Below are 19,624 nucleotides of genomic sequence, written 5' to 3' on the forward strand. Positions count from 1 at the left end.
TTGTTCAATAGTTTTGACCTTCAACTTTTCACTTTTGACTTCCCCATTACCTATTACCTATTACCCATTACCTACTAACAATGGTTGTACGTGCGCGGGAAATTTTGCAGTTCTAAGTGCTTCTACGGCGGTTCTACTATCTTGTACCCAATAACTACGACCGAGGCGCACTAATCGACGATTGCGGGCATCTTGAATAATAGCAAAAACTGGAATTTTTGCTTTTTCCTTTTCTTCTACTTGTTGCTGCAAAATTTCTTGTAAGCGATGCTGTTCTTGGATGTTTCCAGCTTGTAAGGGATCGAGTTCTACCATGACTAAACGGACGTTTTCTATTGGTTCCACATCTTCAATAATCATTTGTACTTTGTCGTCTCGCCGATCGACTTTACCCCAAACAATTAATCGCGTATCTGCTTCTAAAAGATGGGAAATGCGCTCGTAGGTTCTCGGAAAGACAACTGCTTCTGTCTGTCCGGTTAAGTCTTCTAGTTGTAAAATTGCCATGCGATCGCCTTTTTTCGTAGTCACGGGTTTCATGCTAGTTAGCATCACTACCGAACTCACAGAGGTTTCGCTATGGATATTTTCCAAATCGCTGAGGTTAATTGGAGACAAAATTTGTGCTGCTTGTCTAACTGCTTTGAGGGGATGATCGGAGACGTAAAAACCTAATAACTCTTTTTCTTTGCGTAACTTTTCTGATTGTTGAAAATCTGCGACTGGTGGTGCTTTGGGTGCAGAATCAAAGCTACTTTCTGACTGACTAGTATCCGTCAGTCCTCCCAAGTCAAATAAACTAAATTGACCGATCGCCCGATCTCTAGCACGAGATTGCGCCCAATCGTGGACTAGTTCTAAATCTTTTAATAATTGTTGACGATTTGGTTCGAGTTTATCGAATGCACCACAATAAATGAGTGGTTCAATTGTTCGACGGGTGACAGCACGTAAATCAACGCGATCGCAAAAATCAGCTAGAGATTTAAATTCTCCGTCCGAACGCGCTTTTAAAATCGAGGCGATCGCTTCTCCGCCTAACCCTTTAACTGCTGAGAGTCCAAATAAAATATTATTTTCTATTGGTGTAAAATCTACACCAGAGCGATTGATATCTGGTGGTTCGATTTGAATATTCATGTTCAAACAGGTAGCAATATATTTTTGTACCTGTTCTGTTTTGTCGCTATTAGCTGTTAATAGCGCCGCCATGTATTCTACAGGAAAATTCGCCTTGAGATATGCAGTTTGATAAGTGACGTAGCCGTAAGCTGTGGAATGGGATTTATTGAAGCAATTTGAAGCAACTAATCCATTTTTTAAAACAAATTTATGATCTCGTTCAACCCCAATATCATATACTGGCTGAATTCCTAACGATTTACGACTAATTATCTTAACCACGTCTATAACTCCTAAGAATTTGCTCAATTTTCTGCTTTTTACGGCTTAGTCCTAATAATGGATTTTGATATACGAAGTTATAAAATGCTTGAATATTCTGACGACTGTAAATTCTCCAATCATAAGCTTTTCCTGAGACATGTTCTTCTACAACACCCATATCTAAAAGTCTAGCCAGCTCACTTGTGAACTCGAAAGAACCTACAATACAAACAAGTCCGCCACTTCTTCCCTCGTTTACATAAGCACAGCCATCTCCATCAAAATATCCCAATACATAAGAAGCTAAATATTCTGATTCAGGAAAATAGTAAGCACCAGAAAACATTCTCCCAGTTACCACACTATAGTTGCACAAAGCAGTAGCTATTTTTCGTGAAGAAAAGTTGATTCGATAGTGAGGAGCGTAGCCTTGAGGTTTAATAATTCTAATATTTTCAGAGTATAATAGTTCTCGACTAAGTAGCTCTGTCAGTTCGCGATCGATTGATTCAAAAGCAATATAGTTAGTTTTAGTAACACACCCATCTGCTGCTAACAAGCCTAATAAGTATGCTTTAGCTTGAGTATCAATTACATCGAAGTAGCTTTCATTTAATGTATAGCGATTTCGACGCTTAGTATTAATATCCGCTTCTTTAAGAACTCTAGCAACGGCTCTTTCACTTACACCAACATAACTAGGAATGTTTCCGCACTCTATTCCTGCAACAAAAGCATCTATTATTTGTTGTTTATGTTGTAAATTTAATTGCCGATAGCTCACTAACATTTTACAGATTTTGGATTGACTTAACTTGTTTTAGATCTAACTCTTGTTCAAAAATCTCATCAATTGGTAACATTTCTCCCTCAAATGTCATAAATTTATGGTCTTTAGTCGCACGAATAATTGAACCATCTTCTAAACAATATTCAAATACTTCTTGTTGTCCTCGATTATGCCATTGAGCAATTGGTTGAGTATAGATAAAACCATTATTATCGACACTGTAAACTGTACATTCGATACGTTCTTCTACAATTTTACCTATAGGTATTGCTCCATATTCAACAGTTAAAATTTCAGTATCGTAGCTGAGACAATACTCTGCGAACTTCATCATCTTCTCAAATAACTCTTCAGCTATTTGTTTTTTCACCCCATTTCTGGCTGCGCCATCAACAAAAAGTTCCCTTTGTTTCTGCATCTCAGAGGTTTTCTTTTTACCCATGGCACGTCTTAACAAATCCGCCTGTCCGAGGGAATATCCGGCTAAATCTTGAGCAATTTTCATAATTTGCTCTTGATACACCATAATTCCATAGGTTTCTTGCAAGATTGGTTCTAATATGGGATGCTCGTTTTCAATTGCTTCTTTACCGTGTTTGCGATTAATAAATTTTGGAATTAAACCAGCATCTAATGGTCCTGGTCGATATAAAGCTAGCACAGAAGAAATATCTTCGATACAAGAAGGTTTTAAATCTCGAACAATCTGACGCATTCCCGAAGATTCTAGCTGAAATACTCCTTCTAACGCGCCTGCTTCTAGCAGCTTATAAGCTTTTTCTACATCTTCAGGAATTTTATCAGTTTCACCTTTAGCTAAAATTTTCTGTACTTTTCTTTCATTTGCCGTAACTTCATACGGATCGACTTTTATTTGGCGATATTGTTCGATTAGTTGAATAGACTTTTGAATTAAAGTCAAATTCTTTAATCCTAAAAAGTCCATTTTCAACAATCCCATTGCTTCGATGTCTTCCATAAAATATTGGGTAATGACATCGCCTTCTTTATTCCTTTGTAACGGGACGATTTCATCTAACGGATCGGATGAAATCACAACTCCGGCTGCATGAACGCCATAAGTTTTGTTCGTTCCTTCAATTCGCATCGCCATATCAATCCAGCGGCGAACGTGGGGTTCGTTGTCGTATCTATCCTTAAACTCTTGTTCTGGTGTTTCGTCAGAAATCATCACCGCCAGTTTAGTTGGCTTACCCCGCACCACAGGGATTAATTTCGCCATTTTGTCTGATTCGGCGTAGGGAATATCTAAGACTCGCGCCACATCTTTTAAAACAGCCTTGGATGTGAGGCGGTTAAATGTAATAATTTGCGCGACTCGATCTTCACCATATCTCCGCGTCACATATTCAATCACTTCATCGCGTTTTTCGATGCAGAAATCGGTATCAATATCAGGCATTGACTTTCGTTCTGGATTCAAAAATCGCTCGAATAACAAGCCATGATGTACCGGATCGATGTTAGTAATTTGTAGGCAATAAGCAACCAAAGAACCAGCAGCGGAACCGCGTCCTGGTCCTACAGGGATGTCGTTATCTCTAGCGTATTTAATGTAATCCCAAACGACTAAAAAGTAAGTTGAAAATCCCATTTTTTGAAGCATTTTCAACTCATATTCCAGTCTTTCCTTATAGACTGGTTCGATTTGATTGCGAGATTTACGATTGAGGCGTTCTAATAATCCTTCCCAAGCAACTTCTTCTACATAAGTATCGGCTGTATGTCCGGCAGGAACGGGATAGTTAGGCAGTCGCGGTTCGCCTAAAATGTGGTATGGTTCGACTTTTTCGGCAACTTCTAAAGTTGTGGCGATCGCCTCTTGGATAATATCATCTGGTAAATGATCGCGAAATAACTGCGCCATTTCCTCAGCAGATTTCAAATACTCCGTCCCGCTGTAGCGCATCCGATTATCTTCGGAAATTAGCTTTCCAGTTTGAATGCATAATAGTGCGTCGTGAGCATCAACGTCAAAACAGGAAATAAAATGGGAATCATTCGTAGCAACAAATTTAATATCTAATTCTCTAGCAATTTTGATGATTTCCACATTCACGGTTCTATCTTCAGGAGAACCGTGATCTTGAATTTCTAAATAATAATCCTCCCCAAAAACATCTTTATACCATTTAGCAATTTCTCGCGCCACATCTGGTTTACCTTGTAAAATGGCTTGGGGAATTTCTCCACCTAAACAAGCACTCGTAACAATTAAGCCTTCGTGGTACTGTTGTAACAGCTCCTTATTGACACAAGGACGGGCAAATATCCCTTTACCTTGAAATCCTTTCAGGTGAGAAATCGACGTAAGTTTAACTAAATTCTTGTAGCCTTTAGTATTTTTTGCTAAGACAACTTGATGGTATTTTCTAACTCGGCGGCGTTCTTTATTTCCAATATCGCCGTTGATGACATACATTTCATTGCCAATAATTGGCTTAATATTCTTACTACGACAAACTTTAATTAATTCGATCGCCCCATACATGACACCGTGATCGGTAAGCGCGATCGCAGGCATACCCAATTCTATTGCCCGATCTACTAGTTGCGGTAGCTGGCTTGCACCATCAAGCAGGCTGTAATCGCTATGGATGTGTAGACCGACGAAAGACATAGGAGCATCCCACAGTGGTATGACAGACATATAGGATACCGGATTTTGGGTGCGCTGGGGTGGGTCTGTCTATTCTCTTAGCAATTTCATATAGTTATGGCAGAAGGCAGATGGCAGAAGGCAGAAGGAAAAACTTTTCGTGTAGAAGATTACTTGAGGAGTGTAAGTACATATGCTGCAACAGCCACTCAAATTGGATATGACGAAGCTGGAGGACTCTACTAAAGTCCTCCCTCATCCACCGCTACTTAACAGTCACTCAGCAGGCTGGAACGAGGTTTTTCTAGCTTACTACCATCATCCAGGTTATGAGACTCCAATAGAGCATTTGATGATGCAACACGTCCTTGATGTCACCGATCGCAGCAATTGTGTAGAACATGAAAGGCGTGTCGGCGATCGCTACCAGTCTTACTGGTTTGGTAATGGTGAGATTGCTTTTTGTCCGGCTAACACGCTGCATTGGGCAGTATGGCAGCAAGAGGCACGCTTTACTCTGATTACCTTTGCTCCTCAACTTTTAGCACGCTTGGCAACTGAATGTACAGGTCGCGATCGCCTAGAACTAATTCCTCGTTTTCAATTTGTCGATCCGGTAATTCAACAACTCGCCTCAGCCTTAAAAGCAGACTTACAAACTGGATGTCCTGCTGGACGAATTTACGGCGAGTCTTTGGGTGTTGCTTTAGCCGTACACTTACTTATTACCTGCTCCACGTTACCACCAAAAATTTCTACATATTCAGATGGACTACCTCAGTACAAACTGCAACAGGTAACTGATTACATTCAGGCTCATCTCAATCTAGAAATTAAATTATCAGATTTAGCTCGTACTGTAGGCATGAGTCAATATTATTTCTGTCGTCTATTTAAACAGTCTACGGGCATGAGTCCCCATCAATATTTAATTCGGCTGCGGGTAGAACGGGCAAAACAATTACTCAGACAGCCAGATTTAGCGATCGCAGATGTAGCATTTCAATGCGGTTTTTCGCATCAAAGTCACTTGAGTTGCCATTTCCGGCGCTTGGTGGGGGTGTCTCCTAAAACATTTCAGCAACAATAGCAAGAATCTGCTCAAAATTGCAAGAACTTGCGCGACACATGTGGAATAGCCCAATTAAATTAATGGCATTCACGCATTGGAGACACTTTTATGTCCATCGAACAAAATAAAGCGATCGCCCTGCGTTTTGCTAACGAATGTTGGGGAACTAATCCTAATTGGAAAAAAGCTTGGGACGAATTAGTATCACCAGATCTTGTTCATTACTTTTGTAGCTGGGCTGAACCGATTTGCGGTATAGAAGCAAATAAAGAATTTGAAGCGAGTTTATTTCAAGGATTTCCCGACATTCAACAGACAATTAAAGATGTAATTGCTCAAGAAGATAAAGTAATGTATCGTTCCACTCTCAAAGGTACACACACGGGAATGTTCATGGGATTACCACCTACAGGTAAGGTTGTAACTGTAAATGGTAGCTTCAATTTATTACGCATTTCTGATGGCAAGATTGTGGAATGGTGGTATGAGGTGAACTTGCTAGAAGTTATGAAACAAATGGGAGTTATTGCTGAACCTGCCTTGAAATAGATTATCTACATTTGCCACCCTTAACTTATTAAAGGAAGGCAGATGGCAGATGGCAGATGGCAGAAGGAAAAAACTTTGCAGCTAAAGGTTTCAAGCTACGTTGATGTCCTAAACTTTCCACGCTTTGCTACAAAGGAGAGAAAAATGGAAACAACACTAATGACTTCAAAGTATTTGATTGAAGTTGTAAAAGACACGATCGAATCGGTGAAATATTGCTTTCTCATTACAATTAATGAATCAAAGCAAGCTCATGCTAGACTCGTCGAACACTTCAATTTTGAAGCAGATATGACGCTTTGGTTTGTCACAAATGCAAAATCTCGGAAAGTGCGTGAAATCCTGAATAAAAATTCTGTAACAGTAACTTTTCAAGATGACAGCGAACAAGCTTATGTGACAGCTTTAGGTATAGCAATTGTAGAAACCGATTCTTACGAGAAGCAAAAGCGATGGCAAGAGGATTGGATTGTCTACTTTCCAGCAGGAATACAAAGCAATGATTATGTACTGATTAAGTTCGTACCGTCCAGAATTGAATTAATGAATTTTGCGCGTCATGTAGCATCGGAACCTTTGTCTGAGCTTCAACCTGCTATATTAACTAAAGTAGAAAAAACTTGGGTGCTTGAGGAAAGTAAGAAGTGATGCAGCAAAAAGAAACTGCATTTTTAAATTCTCCTTTTAAACATTTTCAATTAACGCAAAATCCCTTAATAACCCTTTGCGTCTTTGCGCCTTTGCGTGACATTAATACATATCCTGTCAGGGCGGGTTTACGTGACGTATTTGTGAGAAACAGAAATTTTTGGTAAAACCCGCCCCTACAGTAACACTTTCTTCAAATGGATTGCTTGACGAACTGCTGCACCACTTGAAAATACTGACTCCCTGCAACCTCAGCAGTATTATTATGCCCCGCCTTCGGAACCAAAAAAATTTGCTTTGGTTGCGGTGCAGCTTCATACAATTGTTGACTCATACTAGCAGGAACTTGCCAATCGGCAGTACCGTGAATAAACAATACTGGCATAACTAAAGAACCCACCTTATCAATAGAATCAAATCGTTGATGTAATAGTAGCTTGATTGGAAAAATACGATAAATTTGCTGATGATTTACCATATCCGCCACTGAAGTAAAAGAACTTTCGACGATTAATCCAGCCGCCTTTGGTTGCTTAACCGCCAGATCGATCGCCACTGCACCACCTAAAGAATGTCCGTAAATAAAAATCTGATTGGCTGGAATCTTTTTCTCCTTAACTAAATAATTCCAAGCTACTTGTGCATCTTGATAAACTTGCGATTCAGAAGGGAAATTACCCTGACTCAAACCATAACCGCGATAATCAGGGAGTAGTACCGAAAAACCCATACGATGAAATCGGCTTGCATGAGCAACATTTGCCCCGATATTAATTCCATTACCGTGCAAATATAGCAATACTCTGTTACTTGGTGTCGATGCAGGTATCCACCAACTATGTATTTTTTCTACCTTACTAGATGCCGTTTTTACAGGCAACCACACTTCTTGATACTGTAGATTAAAAGCTGCTGGAGTAGTATCAATAGTAGCGCGAGGAAAGAAGATAAATCGCGCTTGTTGAAAGTAGAGAAACAAACAAGCAATGATATACAGACTACCAGCGATCGCAGTTACAGATAGTAGCGATCGCCATAGAAATTTTATCGACATGGATGCAGACTGCTATTCGCTAATTATTAGTTTAAGCTGATAATCGCTCTTACCAGACGCAGTAGATACGACAACAAACTCGTAAAAACCGGATTCTGGTAAATCTCCATCCCAAGTACGATTGCGAGAATCTTCCATCAGCTTAATTTTACCTGTAGGAGAATATACGGAAATTAATACTTGCGGATCGGCTTCCAATTCCAGTTGCATCACTTGTTCTTCTGTTAATTCGGCAACAAAAGTTTTGCCTTCGCCAGACTTCAACCTACCACTAACTTGTCTTTCACTCGTTCCAGAATCAAACTCAATTTTCTCATAAGCGTTTCCCTTCAGGATAGCTTGCAACTTCTCCTCAGCGATCGCATACCAAACCTGATTAATTGGTTTGTTCATAAAATTTTGTCCCCGCTGTTGGGGAAACATTTGTAAAAAGGCAGCATCAGCTAAATCGTATAAAACTCTATTACTTAGGTTTAGTTGATACAATTGCTGTTGCCAACGCGATCGATCTTTTTGCGAGTAACTACCCAAACGCTTGCGAGTTTCTAAGGGCAGAAATTGCAACCAATCTAAACAGTCCGCCGCCAAATTATCCCAATCAGCCCTAATTTTTGCATCCTCTGGATTCGCCGTGAGACGACGACCTTTATACTGAGGATATCTTTCCCAAAAAACTTGGTCTACTAAAGCAATATAATATCTGTTATTTATCCCCATTCGCTGGCGGCGATCGCGCAATTGATTTTTCCGACGTTGTTCGGCAGCAGAAAACTGAGGTTTAGCGACTACTTTTGGCGACTGAGGTACTTTCTTGTCAGTTAGATTTGATTGAAATTGCAACCAACCACTCACTGCTAACCAACCCATATATGCAGATATAATTCCTATTGGTAATGCAAACCAAATTTTTTTGGTTTTGAAAAAAGTAACGCTAGGAATTTTAATAACTGGCTTCGGAATGTTAATTGCTGGTTTGGGAAAATTGTTAACCAACAGAGAAAAATTAATAACTGGCTTCGGAATGTTAATAACGGGTTGGGGAATATTAATAACTGGCTTGACAGCAACGGCAACTGGCGACTTATTAACTGCTACTGTCATGGGAGTAGGTAGGGGTGTCGCAGCGGTGCTATGCTGCTGTAAGAGGTGTAAAACGTGTTGTGCAGAATGATAGCGATCGCTAGGGCGAGGAGATAGCATTTTATCTATCATCGTCCCCAACATTGGCGTAAGACTGACTTCTCGCCGCCAGTGCCATGTAAGATGGCGATCGTCGATTAATTCTTGTGGTTCTTTACCTGTAAGTAGAACTAATACCGTAGCAGCCAAGGCATACAAATCGCTGTGAGGATAAACTACCCCCTGCTGCATTTGTTCGGGTGGTGCGTAGCCGACTTTTCCTAGTAGCGTAGCGGTATGCATTCCCCTACCAGACTTAGCTGATGAAACAGTCGCAACAACTTGTTTGACACCACCAAAATCAATTAGCATTGGTAGGCGATCGCTAGCGCGTAAAATTAAATTTTCTGGGGAAATATCCCGATGAATGACTCCTACACTGTGGATGTAATCTAATACAGGAAGAATTTGCTGCAAGAGGTGAACGATCTCTGTCTCGCTAAAAAATTTTCCTTGCTGCATTCTCTCATCTAGCAGGCTACGGTAGGTTTCCCCTTCTACGTAATCTTGAACCAGAAATAAATGTTCTTTACTGTCAATTTTGACGCGAAATAATTCGCGAAAGCGGGGAATTTGCGGATGCTGCAATTTGTAAAGCACTCCCGCTTCCCGTTCAAACAATTCTGCTGCTTTGCGTAAAAGAGTATTACTCTGTGCTTGCGGCGCAAATTCTTTCAAAACGCAGAGTTCGCGAAAGCGGTTAGTATCCTCCGCTAGATAGGTGCGCCCAAAACCACCTTGTGCTAGCAAACGTACGATCGAGTAGCGATCGCCTAACATCTGTCCTGAATACAAGCCATTTCCCGACGCTAGAGACAGCTTCTCGCCGCAATGCATACAAAAACGACTTTCAAGCAAGTTTTCGTGACCTTGAGTGCAGTATACGGACATATGACAGCGAAGGAGTTATGAGAAGCGAGGAAATTCGGAATTCGGAATTCGGAATTCGGAATTACGCACCATCCCAGCTTTTACAGGGCATTATGAGTATATCTACAAATTTAAATAACTCACGCTCTTTCTCTTTAACTCATCTCCAGTGACACTTTTTTCAGTTATCAGTAGACCTTCTGCGTGAATACTTGAATTGTCATCCACACGCGAAGCGAAACATCTGGGAGATTCTTCACTACACTGCGTTGCGTACCCTTCGGGAAGGCTTCGCCAACAGAATGACATCCATGATTTTTTGACAGGAGTTACGCAGTCGATCCCCCAACCCCCTTAAAAAGGGGGCTTTATTCCTCCCTTTTTAAGGGAGGAACTAGGAGGGATCGTCGAGGACTGAAACTCAAGTGCGTAACTCCTGTTTGATTCATGCAGGAGGTCTAGTAAACAGTGGTACGTGATGAGTGGTGCGTGATGCGTGAAGAAAGGGTGTAGGGTGTAGGGAATTAGTAGTTGCTCCCTTGTCCCCCTTGTCCCCCTTGTCTCCCTTGTCTCCCTTGTCTCCCTTGTCTCCCTTGTCTCCCTTGTCCCCCTTGTCCCCCTTGTCTCCCTTGTCTCCCTTGTCTCCCTTGTCTCCCTTGTCTCCCTTGTCTCCTCTTTATCAAGAATTCTTAAGCTGATGAACGTGGGTGCAGTTATAGCCTGAGAATATTGAGAAATAAATCTTGGTGCAAGAGGGATAAGCCATAATGTCGATCGCTCGAACTTCCACATCTACACCAAAAGTAAGAGATACTAAGCTGAAAGAGCAGGAACTCATTCAGCAGATTCGGGCAGAATTAGTGTCTACAATTAGAGTTACGCCAGATGAAGCATTGGCAGACTGGCAGAGAACCTCTATCGGACAGGGGTATTTTAGCGGTACGTTAGAAAGCGAAATCTATCGTTCTTTTTTGTAACTACCTGTTTTGCAACTACGATGGTTTAGTGGCGATCGCAACTCACATATGACCGCATCGATTGGTGAACCTACCGAACCGTAGATCGCTGAACTACGAATTACTGTCGCTTGTCTTACCACGGATTAAAATACTCACAAGCGTCCAGCCTGTCCACAAAACAGCTGAGACTAGCAGGAAAATCATCAGTAAGGCTAAGCCAGAAAACGGCGCTACGATGAAGCTGAGTAGCAAACCCAACAGTAAAATCATCAATAAAGTCTTGTCCATTACCATTTAACTCCTCGTCTCGATCTCATTCACCAAGTTAGCAAGCGCGATCGCAAATTGACCTCTAACTAGAGTTATTTGTCATTGGTCATTGGTCATTGGTGATTATTCTCTCCTCAGTTCCCTCAGCTCCCTGGGCTTCCTCAGCTCCCTCAGCTCCCTCAGCTCTCTTTTCTCCCCCGCCTGTAAGCTTGAGGACAAAAATTCTGTTGGGCTGTGACCACCGTACAGATAGAATTAGCTAGCTGAGTTAGTGGTAAGGATGAAACGAGACTTACATCTAGCGGTGCTTGGCTGATGGTTTGAATATAGGAGGAGCTGAGATAGGGACGATACTGGGGGTTTCGATCGAGATAAGTTTCCATGAATGCCACGCTCAAAATGCTAACGTAGCGACGTGCGATCGCCGGATTGGGACCGATAACTTGTGCGGGTAGGGGAATCGGATCGGCATCTTCCGCTGCTGATTCGCCAATCGTAGAAAAATGGCTGGCGCGATCGATGGAGAGCAAGTATTTTCGCTCTGCTGTTAACCAAGCAAAAGGAATAATCTGTTCTGGTAAGGCAGGAGCAATTGTATCTGCACTGCTGCTGACGATCGCTATGGGAATTTGAATCTTCCTCAACCCTAATTCCCCAAAAATACTACTAGTAAATGGGTTAATGGCGATCGCGGCTTTAATTCTCCAGTCTTTCAAATTATCTTGAGTCAATGGTAAAGCCAAAGCACGACACTGAAGCAGTAGCGATAGATTCCAGATATCTTTAGGGTTGTTACAATCTTGACGCAATTGACTAAAATTCAAGCTTGCGCCTGCTAAAGCTAAGGCAGTATAACCGCCAAAAGATTGACCAATAATCGCTGCTCGTTGTACATTCAACTGCCAACTGGGATTAACTGCATTCAGTCGCTCTAATTCATCCAATAAGTATTTCACGTCTAAAGGACGGTTGACAAATTCGCTTGGCTCTGCTACTTCGGCTGCTTGACCGGAAAACAGCGATCGCAATTGTTCTGCATTGCTACCAGGATGTTCGGGAACTGCAACAGCAAAACCATAACTTGCCAGTTGCTCGGCTAGATAAATAAAACTCGTGCGATCGCTCCCTAAACCGTGGGATATGACTATGACTGGGAAGCGTCGGGATTCAGTAATTGGTAATTGGTAATTGGTAATTGGTAATTGGTAATTGGTAATTGGTAACTGTTCTGTTCTCTCCCCTAGCTCCCCCAGCTCCCTCAGCTCCCTCAGCTTCCTCAGCTTCCTCAGCTCTCTTTCCCCCTGCTCCCTGGGTAAATAAAGATCGGCAACAAAAGCCCGATCGCGGCGGCGATCGCTTAATTTTAAGGTTTGCTTGCTCCAACTAAAACGTCCGGGCGATCGCAAATCTGGTAACTGAGAAAAATTTATTCCTTGGACTTGAGCAGCTGCGACTGTCGAATTTTCGGAAATTAAGGCGATCGCTCTGCGTGATTGGCTAATCAAGGTTTCTAGGGCTTCAGCCATCTGAAGCATCCGCCCCATATTAACTCGTACGTTAGTCGGAAATTTGTGTAGTATGTTCAGGAGTGTTAAGCCTTTTGGATCTGCTGCTGCTAAAATGAGTGCCGAGCGCAGGGCATAAAATCCCGATTGCCGAGATTCAGTTTGGACAACCTCGCCTAGTCTTTTTAACAGGGTTGTTCCAGTTGGCGTATAAAGAAACTGGGATACTGCAACCGGACTTAGATCGATCCGTTTGAGTAAAACTCGTTGTAATTGTAACAATCGTTGGGGACTGACATATGCTGCATAGGTAGCTAACTCGTCGTCAACTATGCCTTTTTTAGCGTAGCTTTCCAAGGAGTTCACAGAAATAGACCGTTCGATCGCTCCATAGGAAATATAAATTTTTTTTGCCGCGATCGCAGAGTTGGCGATTCCAGGTATGGGTAAAAACCACAGTCCTAAACTACTGACCACAACTCCTAACCAAGTCCGAGCCGGAAAATTAAATGACATAGAGCAAATAATTAATTAGTGATGCACGTTCGCGCATTCGCAAGTCAGAAGCATCTAGCCACCAGCCACCAGCCACTAGCAACTCACTACTCACTTTCCACTGACAACTGACTTTCTTCAATTGAGGTGGTGGAGGTAAGATAGCTACAGGATAGAAACGAGAGTAACAACTCGCGCCTAATTATTTTATATTTCTGCATACAGAATTTGGGAAAAGTTACCAGTATAAATACTGAAAAATTCATTTATGGTAGAAGATCTATTTTTTTTAAGAAAGTCTGAATCTTTAAAAAAATCTTTTAAAAGTGGATGAATAATAGAAAGTCTGATATCGGGGCAGCTAAGAATTTTTACAGCGGGGTACAAGACCATGAGTGAAGCAGAAAAAGTCAATAGTGCGCCATTTGCTGAGTGGTTTAATTTTGCTAATAGTGGGCTTGCCGATGGTGAGGCATCCCCAGCAAACCAAGACGAAACCAATTTATCTGAGTCAGCGGACGATGCTGCTGTTGCCCGCGATGTTTCTGTGGAACCAGAACCCGCAGTAGGTTCTTGGTCGTCCGTTGCTCGTTGGATGGACTCGGCAGAGAATGGTGGAGCATCCTTAACTCCTGAAGAAGTCGCGACGTTATTGAGTTTCATCCAAGAGATGCGCGGCTCCAACACCAAACTAGTAGAACGGGTAATTCAGTTAGAGAGAGCGCTAGAAAACAGCCAAAATGAATTGCATTACCTCAAAGGGCGATCGCGCGAGGCAGATTTGAAGCTTGCCCAAAAAATTCAAGCTCAGGAGCAAGCGCGATCGCAAGTAGAATCTTTATCTGCCAAGCTAGAGACGGCAGAACAAGCCATCCAGCAGCAGAAAATTGTGGTTGAGACCCTTACCGATGACTTAAACGCCAGCCAAGAACGGATCGCTCAAATGGAAAGAGAATGCTCTCTCGTGCAGTCTAGATATAATGAGCAATCCTATCAGCTCATGCAAGTCGAGACATCCTGCCGCGATCTCCGCTCTCGCTTACTGCGCCAGCAACGCTACACCATGCAGTTAAAAGTAGCGCTAGAAAAGTGCGCGGAATCACCCGCTGCCACAACCGATCGACCCCCAGAAAATCATGCTAGTAGTTTGAGAACGCAATCGTTATTCCCCAACCCGCAACCGATTACTCCGTGGTCGATTCAAACCCCGAATTTTATCGATCGCGACCGACAAGAATCCTCAGATTCACCATTGAATGAGTGGACGGCGGAAAACTTTTTGAGCGATCGCCAAGCGCCTTACAGTTTCAATTCCACCCCCAGTACTGGATCTTTCGATTTGCAAAGTGGGAATAGCTCCGCAGAGCAAAGTTTTTTCTTTTCAGAAACTAACCAAGAAGTAGACCTAGACGATTTCTTGAGTTTGTTACAAGAAGAAGCTTCAGCAGAGGCGATCGAGACTGACGATACAACGTCGCTCGACCTCGATCGGCTCGCGCCCCAACCACAGATATCAGAATCGCACCCAACCAATGAATCGCAGACGGAGGAACCAGCAGGGGAAGCTTCTGCTTCGCCTGCCGATGCTTCCCCATCCAGCCAGAATCAGGTTAACCTCAACTGGCCCTCACCAGTTGTTTATCCCTGGCATCCACCCAAAGGTAGAAAATCACTAGCATCAATTGAATTACCAAAATTTCCACGCAGAAACCAGAATCAGTGAGCGGTTGTCAGTTGTCAGTTATCAGTTGTCAGTGACTAGTGGAACCGGTGACAAGAATTGAATCTGGTTCCACTAGTCACTAGCCACAAGCCACTCACCCACAACCAACAACTAACTACTAACCACATCTTGAGAACCAATTGCAGGCGTGCGGGGATGAGGGGCGATCGCCAGTTGGGGTCTTCCCATACCAGTTGTTAGGGCGTAGCTTTGTGTCAGCAGCCTCAACCACAATCTGGGATAGCGGCGTTCTAACCACGGCTGGATCTGGCGCAAGAAACTCGGCAACCAGCCGCTAAAACAAAGACTCAACAAGGAATTCCAGCTAAAGTTGAAGTAACTCAGCAGCCATCGCAGCAGATCTTTGGCTCCGGCTAATTCCCAAATCCAGAGCAGCAAGACGGGATTTTTTCTGGCAGCTTTCAGCGCCAAACGATTAAAAGTAAACCAATCAAAGCGGTCTTTGATAAAGCGATCGGCAACTTCTAAAGGTTCGTCAGTCAACAGTCCGAAGAAATTATTCAGCATCGAGTTGACTCGTTCTGGTGGTAAAAATTTACCCGTGGGAACCATCATGCCTTTAGAAAACATCCAAGTCACGGCAACATTGCTTTGATAGGCGCGAATTTGATTCAAATCGCTAGCACTGAGCAAATCGTGCTTTAATGCCATATCTAATAAGGCTGTAAGACGGCTGAGATTGCGAACGAGGGAGCCAAAACCAGTAAAGACGAGGGGAGATTGCAGCGAAGCTGCATCGCCGATCGCGACTAAGCGATCGAAAGCAACCGTGCGATCGCGACTCCCAACGCTAAAATGTCCCGGAATATAACCAAACGTAGGTTTTTTCCATACGAGTTTATCTAGGTCGCAACGGCGATACTCTGGCAAAATCGTGAAAAAGTCCTCGTACATTTCCAGCAACGAACCGGGATTTTCTGGATTGACTTGATGGTAGTGAAACAAATAAACTGTGATTTCTTCGCCCGCACCAGGAAATAATTCCCAAATTAACTGTCTTCCCCGCGAAATGTCGCCGTGACTATTGAGTACATCGCCATATTGAGCATCCCATACCCCAGGCTCAAAGCCGCCATTAATTACCGCTCCTACCGTCGGACAGACGCTATCAAAAGCACGACCGCCATTGAGTTGCCAAGCAATCGGAGAAGCTGTCCCCATTGCATCTACCAAAACTCGTCCGCTGGCTTGTTTTTGAGTTTGGCTGGGTAAATGCCGAGCTTGTAACGTAACTTGCGATCGCTCGATATCAGCGCGGAGAAACTCGGTTTCGTCCCAAATTTCACCCCCCGCAGCTTTTAACTTTTCTCCACACAGCCGCAGTAACCTTTCTGCATCTAAGGCTATATTCAGCACCGTTGGAGTATGGAGGATCGGTGCTTTTAAGTGGGGTGGATTGTTCCCATCGAAAAACTTATTAAATCCGTCTTTATATTCTCGTGCGATCGCACTTTCGCATTCTGCAGGAGTTAGCAAACCCAGATCGATTAAACTTTGTAATTCCGTGCGAGAAATATTCCACTCCCGATTCATCCGTCCAAATGGCAAACGCTCCAACAACAACACGCGATAACCTAACTGCGCCATCACCGCTGCATGAATCACGCCTAATGCGCCACCGATGTAAATGAGATCGTAGGATGGCTGTAGAGACGTTACATGTAACGTCTCTACATTGTTTACATGTAACGCCTCTACATTTTCCCTAGAAAACACAACTTGACGCGGCTGCTGCGGATTCTGCACTCCTTCGCGCCACCTTTGCTCCCACCAGTAAACTCGCTTGAGATCGTATTCGCCATTAGGCATTTGCTGAAAATACTTGACGGTGAGGGGGTAGTGGGGAGCAAGCGCCTCAAAAATAGATTGTTGGGATAAATCTATTGCTGGTGGTGCGGGATAGTTATGAGGAAACTTAATTCTAATCTGCTTTACAAGACTTTGCAGAATTTGCCGTTCTCCTGGTAGGGGAGAATCTGCCCAACGGAAGACCTTGAGATATGTAGTACGCTGTACAGACCAAACAAAAGCGGAGATCTCCCCTAGCTTTTTTGCCGTTGGATCTGAAATATTTGTCTTTATCGCTGTATCTGTAGGTATTTGCAAGCGAAAACCTTCAGGCGCGATCGCTTTTTGCCCGATTCCTGGTTCAAATTCCGCTTGCAACCAGTGCCGAACGACAGATGTGTCTGGTGTGGGGATTTCAATGTACAAGAGTTCTTTCATCTTGGCGCTTTTGTCTATGGGTAAACTACCAATTTGGACAGAGGTGACAAGGGTTTAGACTAGGCTAAGCTTGCCAAAAATAAGCTTGCTTAGAACAAGTTTAAGAAAATTTACAATTGTGTTTGGATTTATTAAAACAGTTTTTTATCTTGTAAACTCCCGCCATGCATTATCCCATCCCAACCAGCCCCGAAGAAATTATTAATCTCAGACAAAAACCAATTAGCGATGAATTGGTAGCCACTGCGATCGCGGGCGTGATTCAGTTCGTCCGTTCTCAAGGACAATCTTTAGAACAGCTAACTGCCCAACTGCTTGCAGATGATAGCTTATTAGACGATCGCCAGCGCCGCAGGCTGAGCGAGATTGTCACCCAGGCGTGGGAAAAATTTGCCTAATTGTGTAGCACTCAAAACTCAAAGGCAGTGCGAATTGTTCCAATCACGATGTCTTCGTTCTCAGTATTATGATTTGGAGCTGTCAGCCAAATCAAACCAGGGGTGATAGAGATATTATCTGTAGCTTGGTATCTGTAGAAGCCTTCAACGTGAATTGAAGTATTGGGGTCGCTCGATTGCCCTATCGCTCTTAAACCGCTACTCGTACCAGTTAATTTCGGTTGCATCCCGATTATAATTCCGCCGAGATTGCCTTCTTTGCCCAGATCGGGAAATCCGAGGGTGATGGCGTAATTCCAAATCGATCCATCTCCCAAACCGATTGCGCGAGCAGCAGTATAGCCCACCCAGCCACCGATCGCAAAATCCTCGCTAATTCTGTAACTGGCTTCAATGCCATAGGAGTTACCGACTACAGGCAGTTCGAGATCTGGCGTGCCGATTTGAGTTAAATTAGCGGCTGTACTACCCGTACCTGTATCTAAACCTTGACCGGCAGCTCCATAAGAATGAATATAAGTTAAGCCTACAGCAAGGCGATCGCTGGGCGTTAATGTTAACTGAGCGATCGCGCCGTAATCGCCGTTAAATAGTCCCGCACCAGCTGCCGGATCGTTAGCATCTCCAGCCAGATAAGCGAAATCAAAACTCATTGCCTCAGATAACTGTAACCTCGCTCCAATTCCCGTGTTGCTATTGGGGACGCGATAAATAGGATTGCGTCGTCCAAAGCGAGAAATTGCCCCCGTATCGCTATCTTCAAACAAAGGGTTGATTACATCCGTAAAATCATCGCTGTCTGAATCGTTGAATTGGAACAACAGCGTTATTTTTTCACCCACTGGTAGTTCATATTCTAGGTTCCCCAGTTCCACGCTTCCTTCGGTGTTCGAGTCAAAACCTAAACGCCCTTCATCTGTTGGCAAGTCAAATTGCTCGAAGTTGCCAAAATCAAGCCTGGTGGTCAGTAAGTCCTTTCCAGTAAAACTGGTTTCAAAAGCAAGTCTGCTTCGACTTTGCAGCACTGTATTGTTGTCGTCGCCCGCTCCGCCAAAAGCATCGCTGAGGGCAAAAAGCACCGTTCCTTCTAGTTTGGTGGTGGTAGAGAATTGATTAGATTCTAACTGAGCTGTCTGTACCTCTAAGCGATCGACTCGCCCGCGTAGAGTCACCAGTTCGGTAGCAAAATCAGTTTGCAGTTTTTGTAGGGTGGCTAAGTCTGTTTGAGTTATAGGATTGCCAGTTGCGATCTGTTCGTTGATTCTTTCTAATGCTGCATTCAACCCTGCCGCAAATTCATACCGCGTCATTGCCCGATCGCCTCTAAACGTGCTGTCTGGATAACCAGCAATGACTCCGTAGCGCTCCACTAAAGATTGCAAGGCTTGAAAAGCCCAATCGCTAGGCTGGACATCAGATAACTGCGAAACAGACGTGACTTGGCTCATCTGAAGATCCCCCCAACCCGCCCGATCGAGGGGGGCGAAGGGGGGATCTTTACGATCGCGACGCTCGGCGATCGAAAACCGTTTTTTATCTTGGTTAATGTTATCTATGATACTAGTAGTTTGAGGTATGTCCTTTGATAGTTGAAAGTTGTTTTTTATACTTTGGCGCTCGTTGCTGTTCGGGTCAATATGTGTATGTTGCAGAATTTGTTCTGCTATGACTGTAGGAGAAAGCAATAATTCGATCGCTAGAGGAGCGACGATCGAAATTAACTTTTTCATTAAAGTTTGGTTCATGCTTACTATTTTTATTTATTTTTTGAAATTAAAGCAACTATATTTGAAATTTCATAAAATTGAGTTTTCAAAGGATTTCTGAAGCATGTTTGGATAATTTTGCTCGAATAACCT

At 43.1% G+C, this 19,624-nt stretch carries 17 protein-coding genes; 7 read left to right on the forward strand and 10 right to left on the reverse strand.

Annotated elements, in window-relative coordinates; all coding sequences use genetic code 11:
- Positions 1–60: 60 nt before the first annotated feature.
- The 3 genes from DSM107010_RS02170 to DSM107010_RS02180 are packed head-to-tail and all read right to left on the reverse strand — an operon-like array spanning position 61 to position 4,817.
- A complete protein-coding gene (locus tag DSM107010_RS02170) occupies positions 61–1,404 on the reverse strand; it encodes a trans-splicing intein-formed DNA polymerase III subunit alpha C-terminal partner DnaE-C (RefSeq protein ID WP_015157173.1) in 1,344 nt (447 codons plus the stop codon).
- Positions 1,397–2,176 carry an LAGLIDADG family homing endonuclease gene (locus tag DSM107010_RS02175; protein ID WP_106171390.1) on the reverse strand — a complete coding sequence of 260 codons (780 nt, stop codon included), beginning with the start codon at positions 2,174–2,176 and terminating at the stop codon, positions 1,397–1,399. Before DSM107010_RS02175 ends, DSM107010_RS02170 begins: the two co-directional genes overlap by 8 nt.
- Position 2,177: 1 nt before the next feature.
- The gene (locus tag DSM107010_RS02180; protein WP_127022266.1) at positions 2,178–4,817 is read right to left on the reverse strand and encodes a DNA polymerase III subunit alpha; all 2,640 of its coding nucleotides are present in this window, start codon (positions 4,815–4,817) and stop codon (positions 2,178–2,180) included.
- Between the two features lie 96 nt (positions 4,818–4,913).
- Here DSM107010_RS02180 and DSM107010_RS41945 point away from each other — a divergent pair, with 96 nt between their 5' ends.
- From DSM107010_RS41945 to DSM107010_RS02195, 4 genes are all read left to right on the forward strand, one after another.
- Positions 4,914–5,042, forward strand: a complete 129-nt coding sequence (locus tag DSM107010_RS41945; protein ID WP_256498641.1) for a hypothetical protein — start codon at positions 4,914–4,916, stop codon at positions 5,040–5,042.
- Entirely contained in the window at positions 5,017–5,886 is an 870-nt protein-coding gene (locus tag DSM107010_RS02185; RefSeq protein WP_127022224.1) for a helix-turn-helix transcriptional regulator, read from the forward strand. The genes DSM107010_RS41945 and DSM107010_RS02185 overlap by 26 nt, the downstream gene beginning before the upstream one ends.
- Positions 5,887–5,976: 90 nt before the next feature.
- Complete coding sequence (locus DSM107010_RS02190) at positions 5,977–6,417, forward strand: ester cyclase (RefSeq protein WP_106168318.1); 441 nt, start codon at positions 5,977–5,979, stop codon at positions 6,415–6,417.
- Between the two features lie 42 nt (positions 6,418–6,459).
- Positions 6,460–7,065, forward strand: a complete 606-nt coding sequence (locus DSM107010_RS02195; protein ID WP_106168319.1) for a pyridoxamine 5'-phosphate oxidase family protein — start codon at positions 6,460–6,462, stop codon at positions 7,063–7,065.
- Between the two features lie 193 nt (positions 7,066–7,258).
- On the opposite strand, the gene DSM107010_RS02200 is transcribed toward DSM107010_RS02195, so the two are convergent.
- From DSM107010_RS02200 to DSM107010_RS02210, 3 genes are all read right to left on the reverse strand, one after another.
- A complete protein-coding gene (locus DSM107010_RS02200; RefSeq protein WP_106168320.1) occupies positions 7,259–8,119 on the reverse strand; it encodes an alpha/beta hydrolase in 861 nt (286 codons plus the stop codon).
- A 12-nt stretch (positions 8,120–8,131) separates the two neighbouring features.
- Positions 8,132–10,189 (reverse strand): serine/threonine-protein kinase, encoded by a 2,058-nt coding sequence (locus tag DSM107010_RS02205; RefSeq protein WP_106168321.1) that lies wholly within the window; start codon positions 10,187–10,189, stop codon positions 8,132–8,134.
- A gap of 503 nt (positions 10,190–10,692) precedes the next feature.
- On the reverse strand, positions 10,693–10,851 hold the full coding sequence (locus DSM107010_RS02210; RefSeq protein WP_127022226.1) for a PE-PGRS family protein: 159 nt from the start codon (positions 10,849–10,851) through the stop codon (positions 10,693–10,695).
- An 84-nt stretch (positions 10,852–10,935) separates the two neighbouring features.
- Here DSM107010_RS02210 and DSM107010_RS02215 point away from each other — a divergent pair, with 84 nt between their 5' ends.
- Positions 10,936–11,145, forward strand: a complete 210-nt coding sequence (locus tag DSM107010_RS02215) for a hypothetical protein (protein WP_015157179.1) — start codon at positions 10,936–10,938, stop codon at positions 11,143–11,145.
- A 93-nt stretch (positions 11,146–11,238) separates the two neighbouring features.
- Here DSM107010_RS02215 and DSM107010_RS39300 read toward each other — a convergent pair whose 3' ends face one another.
- Entirely contained in the window at positions 11,239–11,415 is a 177-nt protein-coding gene (locus tag DSM107010_RS39300; RefSeq protein ID WP_015157180.1) for a hypothetical protein, read from the reverse strand.
- Between the two features lie 161 nt (positions 11,416–11,576).
- Entirely contained in the window at positions 11,577–13,418 is a 1,842-nt protein-coding gene (locus DSM107010_RS02220; RefSeq protein WP_127022229.1) for an alpha/beta hydrolase, read from the reverse strand.
- 370 nt (positions 13,419–13,788) lie between these two features.
- Here DSM107010_RS02220 and DSM107010_RS02225 point away from each other — a divergent pair, with 370 nt between their 5' ends.
- Positions 13,789–15,120 (forward strand): hypothetical protein, encoded by a 1,332-nt coding sequence (locus tag DSM107010_RS02225; RefSeq protein WP_127022231.1) that lies wholly within the window; start codon positions 13,789–13,791, stop codon positions 15,118–15,120.
- Between the two features lie 111 nt (positions 15,121–15,231).
- On the opposite strand, the gene DSM107010_RS02230 is transcribed toward DSM107010_RS02225, so the two are convergent.
- Positions 15,232–17,367 (reverse strand): NAD(P)/FAD-dependent oxidoreductase, encoded by a 2,136-nt coding sequence (locus DSM107010_RS02230; RefSeq protein WP_127022234.1) that lies wholly within the window; start codon positions 17,365–17,367, stop codon positions 15,232–15,234.
- 164 nt (positions 17,368–17,531) lie between these two features.
- Between DSM107010_RS02230 and DSM107010_RS02235 the strand changes: the two genes are divergently transcribed.
- A complete protein-coding gene (locus DSM107010_RS02235) occupies positions 17,532–17,765 on the forward strand; it encodes a hypothetical protein (RefSeq protein WP_015157184.1) in 234 nt (77 codons plus the stop codon).
- An 11-nt stretch (positions 17,766–17,776) separates the two neighbouring features.
- On the opposite strand, the gene DSM107010_RS02240 is transcribed toward DSM107010_RS02235, so the two are convergent.
- Positions 17,777–19,495, reverse strand: a complete 1,719-nt coding sequence (locus DSM107010_RS02240; RefSeq protein ID WP_241994091.1) for an iron uptake porin — start codon at positions 19,493–19,495, stop codon at positions 17,777–17,779.
- Positions 19,496–19,624 lie beyond the last annotated feature (129 nt).

Source organism: Chroococcidiopsis cubana SAG 39.79 (assembly GCF_003991895.1).
Lineage (GTDB): Bacteria > Cyanobacteriota > Cyanobacteriia > Cyanobacteriales > Chroococcidiopsidaceae > Chroococcidiopsis > Chroococcidiopsis thermalis.